Source organism: Streptomyces roseicoloratus (assembly GCF_004117935.1).
Classification (GTDB): Bacteria; Actinomycetota; Actinomycetes; order Streptomycetales; family Streptomycetaceae; genus Streptomyces; species Streptomyces roseicoloratus.
Genome location: NZ_SDOY01000135.1, coordinates 34,920 through 47,994, shown reverse-complemented (window position 1 = coordinate 47,994; position 13,075 = coordinate 34,920). Strand labels below are relative to the sequence as shown.

Genomic DNA, 13,075 nt, shown 5'->3' with positions numbered 1-13,075 from the left:
GGGCGTCGGGCCGGCCGTCGGTCTCAGCGCAGTGCCGGTACGTCCAGGGTGAGCGTGCCCGTCTCGGTGTCCAGGACGCCCGGGATGCCGAGGGGCACGGTCGGTGCGCTTTCGTGGTGGCCGAAGCCCATGTGCTCCAGGACCGGGACGCCGAGGCCGCCGAGGCGGTCGGCGAGCACCGCGCGGACCTCGTCGTACGGGCCGCACTCCTCCCAGGAGCCGAGGCCGATCGCGGCGACGCCGTCCAGTCGGCCGGAGCGGAGCAGCTGGGTGAGCATCCGGTCCAGGCGGTACGGCTCCTCGCCCACGTCCTCCAGGAGCAGCAGCCCGCCCCGGGCGGAGGGCCGGGCGTGCGGGGTGCCGAGGTCCGCGGCGAGCAGGGCGAGGCAGCCGCCGAGGGTGACGCCGTGGGCGCGGCCCGGTACCAGGGCGGTGGCGGTGTCCAGGCCGATGGTGCGGACCGACTCGGGCTCGAAGAGGGTGGCCCGGAGGGACTCCTGGGTGCGGGCGTCCTTGAGGAAGGCGGCCGCCGCGACCATCGGGCCGTGCAGGGTGGCGAGCCCGAGGCGGACGGCGAAGGCCTCGTGGAGGGCGGTGACGTCGCTGTAGCCGACGAGCACCTTGGGGCCCGCGGCCCGTATCGCGGTCCAGTCGAGCAGGTCGACCATGCGCTGGGCCCCGTAGCCGCCGCGGGCGCACAGTACGGCGGAGACGTCCGGGTCGCACCAGGCCTCGGTGAGGTCGCGGGCCCGGTCGGCGTCGGTGCCGGCCAGATGGGTGAGGGCCGGGTGGGTGTCGAGGACGTGGGGTGCCACGACCGGGTCGAGGTCCCAGCCGCGCAGGAGGTCGAGCCCGGCCTGGAGGCGGTCCTCCGGTACGGGCCCGCTGGGCGCGACGACGGCGACGCGGGCGCCGGGGCGCAGCCGGGGCGGGCGGACGAGTCCGTGGGGCGGGAGTCCGTGGGTCATGACCTGAGCTCCGGTGCGGTGACGTCGGACCGGTCGAGGCCGAAGGTGTGGACGTACAGGGCGAGTTCGGCTTCGAGGGCGCGGGTCATGGTGTCGGCGCGGCGGAAGCCGTGGCCTTCGCCGGCGAAGGCGAGGTAGCCGTGCGGAACGCCGCGGCCGGCCATGCGGGCGAGGAACCGTTCGGCCTGGGCGGGCGGGCAGATCACGTCGTCGAGTCCCTGGAGCAGGAGGAAGGGCGCGGTGATCTTCTCGGCGTTCTCCAGTGGGGAGCGGTCGCGGTAGCGGGCGGGTACCTCGTCGAGCGGGCCGATCAGGGAACGCGTGTACTGCGATTCGAAGTCGTGGGTCTCGCCGGTGGCCCAGGCGGTGGGGTCGAGGATGGGGTAGATGACGGTGCCGCAGGCGTAGACGTCGCTGCGGGTGAGGGAGGCGGCGGCGGTCCAGCCGCCGGCGCTGCCGCCGCGGACGGCGAGCCGTGCGGGGTCGGCGGTGCCTTCGTCGGCGAGGGCGCGGGCCACGGCGGCGCAGTCCTCGACGTCGACGACGCCCCACTGTTCGCGGAGCCGTTCGCGGTACTCCCGGCCGTAGCCGGTGGAGCCGCCGTAGTTGACCTCGGCGACGCCGATGCCCCGGGACGTGAAGTAGGCGATCTCCAGGTCGAGGACGAGCGGGGCGTGGCCGGTGGGGCCGCCGTGGGCCCAGACGACGTAGGGCGGGAGTTCGTCGCCGGGCGGGGTGCGGTCGGGGTTGTGGGGCGGGTAGACGTGGGCGTGGATCTCGCGGTCGTCGGGGCCGGTGAAGGTGCGGATCTGGGGTTCGGGGTAGTAGGCGGGGTCGACCGGGTCGTGGTGCGGGGAGCCGATGACGCGGGCGCGGCCGGTGCGGGTGTCGAGTTCGACGACCTCGTAGGCGCTGCGCGGGCTGGCGGCGACGCCGACGACGCGGGTGCCGTGGACGGCGAGGGTGGCGGCCCATTCCGTCCAGGGTCCGGCGGCGTCGACGAGTTCGCCGCTGTCGGGGTCGAGTATGCCGAGGGCGGTGGTGCCCTTGCCGTGGATGACGGCGATCAGCCCGTTCTCCAGCGGCTGGAACCAGCTGAGGCCGATCTTCCACAGCGGTCCGCCGAACTCCTCGGGCCGGGGACAGAGCGGGACGGGTGCGGCGGCGGGTTCGCCGTCCTCGCCGGTGGCGCGGTAGAGGTTCCACCAGCCGGTGCGGTCGCCGAGGTGGAGCAGCTGTCCGTCGGCGGTCCAGGCGATCTGGGGGACGGACTCGTCGGTGCCGCCGGCGACGACGCGCGGGGCACCGAGGGTGCCTTCGGGGGTGATCTCGGCGAGCAGGACCTCGGTGCCGTCCCAGGGCATGCGCGGGTGGTCCCAGGCGATCCAGGCGGCGCGCCCGCCGTCCGGCGACAGGCGGGGCGCGGTGACGAAGCGGTGGGTGTCGTCGGTGAGTTCGCGGATCCGGGAGCGGTCGGCGGCGGCGGATCCGTCCAGGGGCACGGCGGCGATGACGCGGCGCACGTCGGTGGGCGCGGGTCCGGTGAACTCCTCCAGGACGCACCAGACCTCGCCGCGCTCGGGCAGCAGCACCGGGTCGGCCCAGCGCAGTCCGTCGCCGGCGCCGCAGAGGGGGGTGAGCGGGCGGGGTTCCGGGCCGCCGGGGGCGCCGAACTCGCAGGCGTAGAGCCGCTGGTCGGGGTGGTGGCTGAAGACGACGAGCGGGGTGCCGTCGGCCCGCACCGTGCCGGCCCAGGGCTGTCCGCCGTACTCGATGACCCGGCTGCGGACGTTCCACGGGGCCGGCAGCACCGACTCCTCGGTGCCGTCGGAGCGGCGGCGCACCAGGGCGCGCCGTCCGCCCTCGGCGGGTCGTGGGGCGGTCCACCACACCTCGTCGCCGACGAAGCCGACGTACTCGGGCCGTCCGTCGTGTGCGGCGGCGAGCGCGGCGTCGATGGGTGACGGCCAGCTGCCGTAGGTGGCCGTGGGTGCCATCGGGATCCCCCCTGTACGGGTCGTGCGGGTGTGACGGTCGTGCGGGTGTGACGGTCGTGCGGGTGTGACGGTCGTGCGGGTGTGACGGTCGTGCTTTGGAGCGGTGTGGTCAGGCGTCGCGCAGGTAGTGGTCGAGGACGCGGACGCCGAAGTGCAGGGCGTCGACGGGGACGCGTTCGTCGACGCCGTGGAACAGCGCTCCGTAGTCGAGGTCCGGCGGCAGCTTCAGGGGTGAGAAGCCGTAGCCGGTGATGCCGAGGCGGGAGAACTGCTTGGCGTCGGTGCCGCCGGACATGGAGAACGGGATGACGTGGCCGTCCGGGTCGAAGCGCTCGACGGCGGCGCGCAGCCGGGCGAAGGTCGGCGAGTCGACCGGTGCCTCCAGCGGCACTTCGCGGTGGTGGAACTCCCAGTCCACGTCGGTCCCGGTGAGCAGGTCCATGGTCGCGGCGAATTCCTCCTCGCCGCCGGGCACCATGCGTCCGTCGATGTAGGCGACGGCCTGGCCGGGGATGACGTTGACCTTGTAACCGGCGTCCAGCATCGTCGGGTTGGTGCTGTTGCGCAGGGTGGGTGCGACGAGGGCGGCGGCCGGTCCGAGCTTCTCCAGGAGGCGGTCGGCGTCGAAGTCGCGGGCGCCGGGGTCGGTGTCGATGCCGTAGAGGGCGGCGAGCGCGGTGAGCGCGGCCCGCACGGTCGGGGTGATCCGGACGGGCCATTCGTGCTCGCCGATGCGGGCGACGGCCGCGGCGAGGCGGGTCACCGCGTTGGCCGTGTTGACCTTGGAGCCGTGGCCTGCCCGGCCGCGGGCGGTGAGCTTGACCCAGGCGGTGCCGCGCTCGCCTGCGGCGATCGGGTAGATCCTGGTGGCGGGGTCGGGGTGGAAGCTGAAGGCGCCGGATTCGCTGATGCCCTCGGTGCATCCCTCGAAGAGGACGGCGTGACGGTCGGCGAGGAAGCCGGAGCCGTCCTCGGCGCTGGCCTCCTCGTCGGCGGTGTAGGCGACGACGATGTCGCGGCGCGGCCGGATGCCCTGCCGGGCCCAGGAGCGGACGACGGCGAGCACCATCGCGTCCATGTTCTTCATGTCGACGGCGCCCCGGCCCCAGACGATCCCGTCGCGGACCTCGCCGGAGAACGGGTGCACGGTCCAGTCGGCGGCCTCGGCGGGCACGACGTCGAGGTGTCCGTGGACGAGGAGGGCGTCGGCGGTCGGGTCGGTGCCGGGGATCCGGGCGACGACGTTGGTGCGGCCCGGTGCGCGCTCCAGGAGGGTGGGCTCGATGCCCGTGTCGGCGAGCCGTTCGGCGACGTACTCGGCGGCGGGCCGCTCGCGGCAGTCGCCGCCGCCCCGGTTGGTGGTGTCGATGCGGATCAGCTCGGAGGTGAAGGTGACGACCTCGTCGAGGGCCGTCGTGTCCGGGCCGTGGTGCTGCTCAGCCATACTGTTCCTCCACGGCGGCGGACACGATCGTGGTCACCGCCTTGAACGTGCGAATTGCCTCGTACATCGTCGCGCTGGTGTAGGCGGCGCGCCGTTCGCCACTCCGCTCGGCGCCGGGGACCACCGTCGCGGCGGCGGCGAGGTGTTCGGCGTCGAACTCCAGCTCCACCGTGAACGGCCCGCCGCGCACCGGATCGTGACGCACGGCCAGCGCGGTGGCCTCCTTGGCGGCGGCGCGGATGGCGGCGGCGGTCCTGGCGGGCGTGCGGCACACCGCCGCGTACCGCGACACGTGGTCCTTGACGGCGACCTTGTGGGCCTCCGGCGCGTACTGGATCGCGTCCTCGCAGGTCAGGTCGTCGCCGGTGACGAGGATGACGGGGACGCCGAACTCGGCCACGACGTGCGCGTTGAGCAGTCCCTCGCTCGCGCGCTCGCCGTTCAGCCAGACGCCGGTGATGGAGTTGGCGAGGTAGGTGTGGGCGAGGACGCCCTCGGCGCCGGCGCCGGTGTGGTAGCCGACGAAGGCGATGCCGTCGACGTCCCCGTGCTGCACGCCCTCGACCATGGAGAGCGACTTGTGGCGGCCGGTGAGCATCTCGGCCCGCTCGTCGAGCCGCTCCAGGAGCAGATTGCGCATGGACCAGTGCGCCTCGTTGATCAGCACCTCGTCGGCACCGCCGTCGAAGAAGCCCTGCACCGCCGCGTTCACGTCCGAGGTGAACATCGAGCGGCACCGCTCCCACTGCGGGGTGCCGGGCAGCACGTCGGCGGGCCAGGTCACGCCCGTGGCCCCTTCCATGTCGGCGCTGATGAGGATCTTCATGTCTGGCACCGTACGCGCCGCCCCGTGACCCCCACCACCCCTGTGGATAACTGTCGGAGGCGTGGACCGGTGGTGCCGCCGGACACCGGTGATTCGGGCGAATCCTTTCATCACGTACGTATAGGCTGACGGGCGCAGTTTTCGTCGTCCCGCGTACCCCAGGAGACCCCTCGGTGACCACCTCGTTCGCCCCGTCCGGCATCCCCGCTCCCGTCGACACCGGCGAGTGGGTCGAACCCGCCGCGCAGTCCGTCGCCGAGGCCGTGGTGCGCGACGCCCGTGACTTCGGGGTGTACGCGCGGACCGGCGGCTGGGCCTTCGCGCTGAAGGTGGCCCGCAGCGTGCGTCCCGGCGGGCAGCAGGCCGAGGGCTCCGAGAAGATCTCGGCGAAGGCCTTCGCCGAGCTCGCCGGCTGCTCCCCCGACCGGGTCATGCGCTACTACAAGGCCTGGGACGCGGCCGCCGACGACGGTCTGGTGCCGCAGTTCGAGGCCCTGCGGCCGGGCGAGGACATCGAGCTCCCGGAGGCCGACGTCTGGCTGTCGTACTACTCCTCCCGCAACAGCGCGACCTCCGTGCGCGGCCACGCGATCACGGCGGCTGCCGAGGCCGAGGGCATCAAGGCGACCAAGGCGCTGGAGGTGGCGGAGAACCCGACCGCGCTGCGCGCCGCGATCCTCGCCGACCCGGGCACCGCGGAGGCGGCGCGGGGCGCGCTGCTCGACCGCATGAAGGAGGACCCGGCGCTGCAGACCGAGATGGCCCGGGCCATCGCCCGCACCGGCGACCTGAAGAAGGCCGTGGCGCAGGAGGCGAAGGCGGCGGACCGGATCGAGTACGTGCGGCAGATCGCCGAAGGCGGGCAGATCAGGACGCCCGCGGGCCAGACCGTGGCGGCGCCGGCGGAGCTGCGCGCCGAGGCCGAGCGGCACCTGTCGCTGATCGACGAGCTGGACGACTCGGAGGAGGCCGGCGAGTGGGCCGGCGAGGCCTACGACACCGTGCGGTCGATGGTCGCCCGGGCCGTCGAGGCGGACCCGCGGCTGCGGGTCCAGGAGCGCCGGACGAAGTTCTACAACAGCCTGCAGAAGGCGACGAAGGTCTTCGAGGAGCTGACCCTCGACGAGGTCCTGGAAGAGGACGTCGTCGAGGAGGACATGCTGCAGCGCCTCGAAGCGCTGCAGGAGGCGATCGGCGCCTGCATCAGCGCCCTGCGCAAGGCGACCACGACGACCGGCGATTCCGCGGCGACCACCGGCGCCGATGCGGCGGCCATCGGCGACTCCGCGGCGATCGACGACGTCTCCGCCGCGCCCGTCGGCGGCGCCGCCTCGTCCTGAGTCACGGTGCGGGGCGCCTCGCCGGCGCCCCGGCACCTTCTTCCGGGCCCTTTCCGGGCCTTCTCCGGGCCCTTTCCGGGCCCTTTCCGGGCCGCTTCCGGCCGCGCGGAATCCACCCGAACCGGTGAGGGATCCGCCGATTCGTCGAGGACCCCCGCGCGCCCTCCCGGCCCCGCTTTCCGGGGCCTTACTTCTTCTCGACCTCGGCGGCGAGCCTGTCCAGCACCGCGTCGTAGATGCGGGCGAGGCCCTTGGGCGCGAAGGTCCGCTCGAAGAAGCCGCCGATGCCGCCGGCGCCGTTCCAGACGGTGGTGACGACGGCCTTGGAGCGGCCCTCGCCGGCCGGCGTGACGGTCCAGGTGGTGACCATGGAGGAGTTGCGGTCCTTCTCGACCAGCTGCCCGTCGGTGGGCTCGGTGACCTCCAGGAGGCAGTCGCGGACGCGCTTGCTGGTGGCCTGGAGCTTCCAGTGGACCAGGGTGCCCTCGCCGTCGCCGCCCTCGCGCACCTCGTACTCGCTGAAGTGCTCGGGGAGCAGCTTCGCGCGCGCCCCGGAGTAGTCGGCGAGGGTGTCGAACACCGTCTCCGCGTCGGCGGCGATGATCCGCTCCGTCGTGGCCTCGACCTGCGCCATGGCACTTCCTCCAGCTTGATCTCTCGGGGATGTGACCCCAGCCAATCACCTGGGGGCCGGGGCGAGGAAATCCGGGTTGCGGCGATCAAGGGAACATGTGTTCTAATCTGGACCTCCACCCGTCACCGAGGAGGCGTCCATGCGCTGGGACCATCTGGCCGGCACTCCCGCGGCCTCCCCCGCTTCCGCCGCTCCCGCCGACATCGCGCTGTTCGGTACGGACGCGGTCACCACCCGTACGTTCGACACCCCGGAGTTCCGCGGCGTCACGTTCCACGAGGTACGGGCCCGGTCCATCGTCAACCGGGTGCCGGGCGCCTCCCGCATGCCGTTCGAGTGGACGGTCAACCCGTACCGCGGCTGCACGCACGCGTGCGTGTACTGCTTCGCCCGCAGGACGCACAGCTATCTGGACCTCGACACCGGGATCGGCTTCGACTCGCAGATCGTGGTCAAGGTGAACGCGCCGGAGCTGCTGCGCGCACAGCTCGCCTCCCTTCGCTGGCAGGGCGCGCACATCGCGATGGGCACCAACGTCGACTGCTACCAGCGGGCGGAGGGCCGCTACCGGCTCATGCCGGGGATCCTGGAGGCGCTGCGGGACCACGCCAACCCGTTCTCGATCCTCACCAAGGGGACGCTGATCCTGCGCGACCTGGACCTGATCCGGCAGGCCGCCGACGTCACCGAGGTCGGCGTCTCCGTCTCCGTCGGCTTCACCGACCACGAGCTGTGGCGCACCGTGGAACCCGGCACCCCGGCGCCCGAGCGCCGCCTGGACGTCGTGCGCACGCTCGCCGGGCACGGCATCGGCTGCGGGGTGCTGATGGCCCCGGTGATCCCCTTCCTCGGCGACCGGCCCGAGCAGCTGCGCGCCACGGTGCGCGCCATCGCCGAGGCCGGCGCCACCTCCGTCACCCCGCTCGTGCTCCACCTGCGGCCCGGTGCCCGCGAATGGTTCATGTCCTGGCTGGGCCGCCACCATCCCGGCCTCGTCGGCCGTTACGAGCGGATGTACGCGGCCGGGGCCTACGCGCCGACCTGGTACCAGCGCCGGATCACCCGTCAGGTGCACGAGTTCGCGGACGAGTTCGGCATAGGACCCGGCCGCCGGGAGGCGTCGCGGTCCCAGCCGCGGTCGCATCGCGGGACACCCCTGCCCGACCACCACGCGCAGGCGCCCGGCCCCGACCCCGGCCCCGTGCAGCTCACCCTCCTCTGAACGCCACTACCTTGACGGTGCGTCACGTCCTCCGAACGGGTCAACTCTCGGCGAAACCGGTCCTGGTGCGCCGCGTACGGGGCACGGACGCCGTATGAGACCCCGCGCAGGAGTACTGATCGCCGCTGGAGCGCTGGTCGCCGGGACGGTCACCGTCCTGCCCGCCACCGCCACGGCCACCGCCGCGACCGAACCGGCCGCCCGCCCCGCCGCCCCGCTCGCCTGGAAGGACTGTCCGACCAAGGCGTATCCGAAGCTCCAGTGCGCCACCCTGAAGGTGCCGCTCGACCATGCCCGCCCGGCCGGGCGGAGCATCACGCTCGCGCTGACCCGTGTCGCGCACACCGCCGAGACCTCCCAGGGCCCGCTCCTGGTCAACCCGGGCGGCCCCGGCGGCAGCGGGCGCGGCATGGCCGGGTACGTGGCCGCCGCGCTGCCCCGGAAGGTGGCCGCGCAGTACGACGTCATCGGCTTCGACCCGCGCGGCGTCGGCAGGAGCGAACCCGCCCTGAACTGCCTCCCCGGCCACTTCGACCCCGTACGGCCCGACTCCGTGCCCCGCGGTTCCGACAACGAGCGGACCGGCGTCGAGCGTGCCCGGGCCTTCGCGAAGGCCTGCGGCGACAAGTACGCCGACGTGCTGCCGTACATCGACACCGTCTCGACCGCCCGCGACATGGACGCGATCCGCGCGGCGCTCGGAGCACCGCGGATCAGCTACCTCGGCTACTCCTACGGCACCTACCTCGGCTCCGTGTACGCACGGCTCTTCCCGGAGCGGGTGCGGCGCATGGCGCTGGACTCCGTCGTCAACCCGCACGGCGTCTGGTACGAGGACAACCTCGCCCAGGACTACGCGTTCGACACGCGGCACAAGGACTTCGCCGCCTGGGTGGCCCGCAACGACGACGCCTACCGGCTCGGCACCGACCCGGCGGCCGTCGAGGCCGCCTGGTACGCGATGCGGGAGGAGCTGCGCGCGAAGCCCGCGAGCGGCAAGGTCGGCCCCGGCGAACTGGAGGACACCTTCCTGCCGGGCGGCTACTACAACGGCTACTGGCCGGAGCTCGCCGCCGCGTTCTCGACGTACGTCAACGAGCGGGACGGCGCTCCGCTGGTGAAGGCCTACGAGGACTTCGCCGCCGCGGACACCGCCGCCGAGAACGGCTACTCGGTCTACGCGAGCGTCCAGTGCCGGGACGCGGCCTGGCCGCGGGACTGGAACGTCTGGCGCAAGGACAACTGGGACGCCCACGCCAAGGCGCCGTTCTCCACCTGGAACAACGCCTGGTACAACGCGCCGTGCGCGTTCTGGCCGGTGGACTCGCTGACGCCGCCGGACGTCACCAACGACCGGCTGCCCCCGGTGCTCGTGCTCCAGGCCACCGACGACGCGGCCACGCCGTACGAGGGCGGCGTCGCCCTGCACCGGATGCTCCGCGGCTCCAGCCTGGTCGTCGAGGAGGGCGGCGGCAACCACGGTGTGACGCTCGCCGGGAACCCCTGCATGGACGAGCACCTCGCCACGTACCTCTCCACCGGAAAGGTGCCGCGCGGCGCGGACGGCTCGGAGGCCGACGCGGTCTGCGATTCCCTGCCGGAGCCGGAACCGGGGCCCGCCAAGGCCAAGACCACGGCGACCCGCGGCACCGCCCCGGACGCCGGAGCCACCCTCCACGGGATGCTGGGCCACGTGCGCTGACGCCGCTGCAACCGCCCGGCCCACTCCCGGGCCCGTGCGCCGACGCCCGTCCGGCCCCCCGCGCCCCAGGAAGAGCGACCCTCCGGCCCCCGCGCCCCAGGAGGAGTGACCGTCCGGCCCCCGCGCCCCAGCAAGAGCGACCGTCCGGCCCCCGCGCCCCAGGAAGAGGAACCGTCCGTCTCCCGCTCCCAGGAGGAACGCCCGTCCGGCCCCCGGCTCCCGGCTCCCCCGGGAGGCGCCGGCTACGGCTGTTCGCCCAGCCGTCCCAGCGCCTCCCGGGCCGCTCCGCCGAACCTCGGGTGCGGCAGGGCCGCCTCCAGGACGGTGCGGGCGGCCGGGTCGCCCAGGGTGCCGAGCCCTTCGACGCAGGCCAGGCCGACTCGCCAGTGCGGGTCGCCGGGGGCGAGTCTGCGCCGGAGGACCGTGACGAGGGCGGGGACGCTCTCCGGTGCCCGCAGGCCGGTGAGCAGCCGGACGGGCAGCAGGGCGTAGGCGACGCGGAGTTCGTTCGTGGCGAGCGCGGCGGCGGCCCGAGCGGTACGGGGGTCGCCGAGGCGGGTGAGGGCGTGGGCGGCGGAGACGCAGCGCTCCGGGTCGCGGTGGTTGAGGAGGAGGACGAGCGCCTCGAAGGCACGCGGGTCGCCCGCCAGGCCGAGCCGGAAGGCGGCGATCTCGCGGGCCCAGAGCGGCCGCGCCGGCGCGGTCAGCACGCCGTGCAGTTCCTCCGCGCCGAGCGGCCCGGCGAGTTCTTCGAATAGGAGGGGAACAACCCCTTCTGCATTCCGGATCTCTTCCCGCAAACGATCGATCATCGAGCAGAATTCGGGTTCCCGGGCGAGTTCCGCGGCGATTTCCATGAATCCGAGGCTATCCGCGATCCAGATCACACTTTCCCAACTTCCCAGGACTGGCGTGCTCGTTACCGGGCGGTTAATCTCAGGTGAGCGGGTCACCCCCCGCACTCCTCACGACGGCCTGGTGACGCAGCCGCCGTGAGTGTCTGTTCGGTTCGGCAGTTTCCGACGTGACTCCGGGACAGGGTCCGTCTCCTCATTTCCCGTGCCCTGCGGGCTCCCATCGCCCCCGGGCCCCATCGCGCCTTTCCCTTTCCCGCGCGCTGCCTTCAGTCGTCACTCTTCCTCCCAGGAGTCCCCTGATGGACACCCCTCTCTCCACCATCGCCGTCGTCGGTCTCGGCACCATGGGCACGGGCATCGCCGATGTCCTGGCACGGGCCGGCCGTGAGGTCGTCGGCATCGACATCGACGAGACCGCGGCCGCCAAGGCCGTCGCCGCCCTGGAGGCCTCCACCGCCCGTGCGGTGGCCCGTGAGCGGATCACGGAGGAGGAGCGGCAGGACGTCCTCGCCCGGTTCCGCACCTACTCCGAGCTCCAGGCCGCCGCCGACGCCGACCTCGTGATCGAGGTCGTGCCCGAGGCGTACGAGACCAAGCAGGAGGTCTTCCGGGCCCTGGACGGCATCGTCCGGCCCGACGCGATCATCGCCACCGGCACCAACGCGCTCTCGGTGACCCGGCTCGCCGCCGACTCCGCGCACCCGGAGCGGGTCCTCGGACTGCACTTCTTCACCCCGGTCCAGGCGATGAAGCTGGTCGAGGTGGTCTCCTCGGTGCTGACCGACCCGCGGGCCGTCGACGCCGTCACCCGGCTCGCGCAGGAACTCGGCAAGGAGCCCGTCGCGGTCGGCGACCGGCCCGGATTCGTCGCCGACGGGCTGCTCTTCGGCTACCTCAACCAGGCCGCCGCCATGTACGAGGCCAGGTACGCCTCCCGTGAGGACATCGACGCGGCCATGCGGCTCGGCTGCGGCCTGCCGATGGGCCCGCTGGCGCTGCTCGACCTGATCGGCATCGACACCGCCCGTACCGTCCTGGAGGCGATGTACGCCTCCTCGCGGGACCGGCTGCACGCTCCGGCCCCGATCCTCAAGCAGCTCAGCGAGGCGGGCCTGACGGGCCGGAAGTCCGGCCGCGGCTTCTACACCTACGAGGGCCCCGGCTCGGCCACCGTGGTTCCCGACGCGCTCACCCCAGCGGACTCGTCCGCCGCCGGCGGCGGCCGTGAGGTCCGTTCGGTCGGCGTGGCCGGCTCGGGCACCATGGCCTCCGGCATCGCCGAGGTCTTCGCGAAGGCCGGTTACGAGGTCGTCCTCGCGGCCCGCTCCCAGGAGAAGGCCGACACCGCCAAGGCGCGGATCGCCAAGTCCCTGGCGCGCTCCGTCGACAAGGGCCGGATGACCGGCGAGGCCCGCGACGAGACGCTGGCCCGGATCCTCCCGGCGGGCTCGCTCGACGCCTTCGCCCAGGTCGACCTGGCGGTCGAGGCGGTCGCCGAGGACCTGGAGATCAAGCAGGACCTGTTCGCCCGCCTGGACAAGATCTGCAAGCCGGGCGCAGTGCTCGCCACCACCACCTCCTCGCTGCCCGTCGTCGCCTGCGCCCGGGCCACCTCGCGCCCGCAGGACGTCATCGGGATGCACTTCTTCAACCCGGCGCCGGCCATGAAGCTGGTGGAGATCGTCCGCACCGTCCTGACCTCGGACGACGTCCACGCGACCGTCCGCGAGGTCACGGCGAAGATCAGGAAGCACGGCGTGGACTGCGGCGACCGGGCCGGGTTCATCGTCAACGCGCTGCTGTTCCCGTACCTGAACAACGCGGTCAAGATGGTCCAGGAGCACTACGCGACCCTGGACGACATCGACACCGCGATGAAGCTGGGCGGCGGCTACCCGATGGGTCCGTTCGAACTGCTGGACGTGGTCGGCCTGGACGTCTCGCTCGCCATCGAGAAGGTGCTGCACCGCGAGTTCCGCGACCCGGGTCTGGCCCCGGCTCCGCTGCTCGAGCACCTGGTGGCCGCGGGCTGCCTGGGCCGGAAGACGGGGCGCGGCTTCCGCGAATATGCCCGCCGCTGAAGCC

10 protein-coding genes are annotated in these 13,075 nt (G+C 73.1%); 4 read left to right on the top strand and 6 right to left on the bottom strand.

All coding sequences use genetic code 11. From position 1 onward, the window contains the following. Positions 1-23 precede the first annotated feature (23 nt). From ESG85_RS20875 to ESG85_RS20860, 4 genes are all read right to left on the bottom strand, one after another. Positions 24-968 carry a S66 peptidase family protein gene (locus ESG85_RS20875; RefSeq protein ID WP_128981471.1) on the bottom strand — a complete coding sequence of 315 codons (945 nt, stop codon included), beginning with the start codon at positions 966-968 and terminating at the stop codon, positions 24-26. Then, entirely contained in the window at positions 965-2,965 is a 2,001-nt protein-coding gene (locus ESG85_RS20870; protein WP_128981469.1) for a S9 family peptidase, read from the bottom strand. Before ESG85_RS20870 ends, ESG85_RS20875 begins: the two co-directional genes overlap by 4 nt. 109 nt (positions 2,966-3,074) lie before the next feature. Beyond that, the gene (locus tag ESG85_RS20865; RefSeq protein WP_128981467.1) at positions 3,075-4,409 is read right to left on the bottom strand and encodes a M20/M25/M40 family metallo-hydrolase; all 1,335 of its coding nucleotides are present in this window, start codon (positions 4,407-4,409) and stop codon (positions 3,075-3,077) included. Then, positions 4,402-5,235, bottom strand: a complete 834-nt coding sequence (locus ESG85_RS20860) for a M55 family metallopeptidase (protein WP_128981465.1) — start codon at positions 5,233-5,235, stop codon at positions 4,402-4,404. Before ESG85_RS20860 ends, ESG85_RS20865 begins: the two co-directional genes overlap by 8 nt. A 173-nt stretch (positions 5,236-5,408) precedes the next feature. Between ESG85_RS20860 and ESG85_RS20855 the strand changes: the two genes are divergently transcribed. Then, positions 5,409-6,575 carry a hypothetical protein gene (locus ESG85_RS20855; protein ID WP_246095197.1) on the top strand — a complete coding sequence of 389 codons (1,167 nt, stop codon included), beginning with the start codon at positions 5,409-5,411 and terminating at the stop codon, positions 6,573-6,575. A 187-nt stretch (positions 6,576-6,762) separates the two neighbouring features. Here the strand turns inward: ESG85_RS20855 and ESG85_RS20850 are convergent, their stop codons facing one another. Then, positions 6,763-7,209: an SRPBCC family protein gene (locus ESG85_RS20850; protein ID WP_128981463.1), complete on the bottom strand. Its 447-nt coding sequence runs from the start codon at positions 7,207-7,209 to the stop codon at positions 6,763-6,765. A gap of 139 nt (positions 7,210-7,348) precedes the next feature. On the opposite strand from ESG85_RS20850, the gene ESG85_RS20845 reads away from it, so the two are divergent. Together ESG85_RS20845 and ESG85_RS20840 are read left to right on the top strand one after the other, a co-directional pair. Beyond that, the gene (locus ESG85_RS20845) at positions 7,349-8,431 is read left to right on the top strand and encodes an Rv2578c family radical SAM protein (RefSeq protein ID WP_128981461.1); all 1,083 of its coding nucleotides are present in this window, start codon (positions 7,349-7,351) and stop codon (positions 8,429-8,431) included. Positions 8,432-8,525: 94 nt separating this feature from the next. Beyond that, entirely contained in the window at positions 8,526-10,133 is a 1,608-nt protein-coding gene (locus ESG85_RS20840) for an alpha/beta hydrolase (protein ID WP_128981459.1), read from the top strand. A 242-nt stretch (positions 10,134-10,375) separates the two neighbouring features. Here the strand turns inward: ESG85_RS20840 and ESG85_RS20835 are convergent, their stop codons facing one another. Then, on the bottom strand, positions 10,376-10,990 hold the full coding sequence (locus tag ESG85_RS20835) for a HEAT repeat domain-containing protein (protein WP_128981457.1): 615 nt from the start codon (positions 10,988-10,990) through the stop codon (positions 10,376-10,378). Between the two features lie 299 nt (positions 10,991-11,289). Here ESG85_RS20835 and ESG85_RS20830 point away from each other — a divergent pair, with 299 nt between their 5' ends. Continuing rightward, positions 11,290-13,071 carry a 3-hydroxyacyl-CoA dehydrogenase family protein gene (locus ESG85_RS20830; RefSeq protein WP_128981455.1) on the top strand — a complete coding sequence of 594 codons (1,782 nt, stop codon included), beginning with the start codon at positions 11,290-11,292 and terminating at the stop codon, positions 13,069-13,071. Positions 13,072-13,075: the final 4 nt, after the last annotated feature.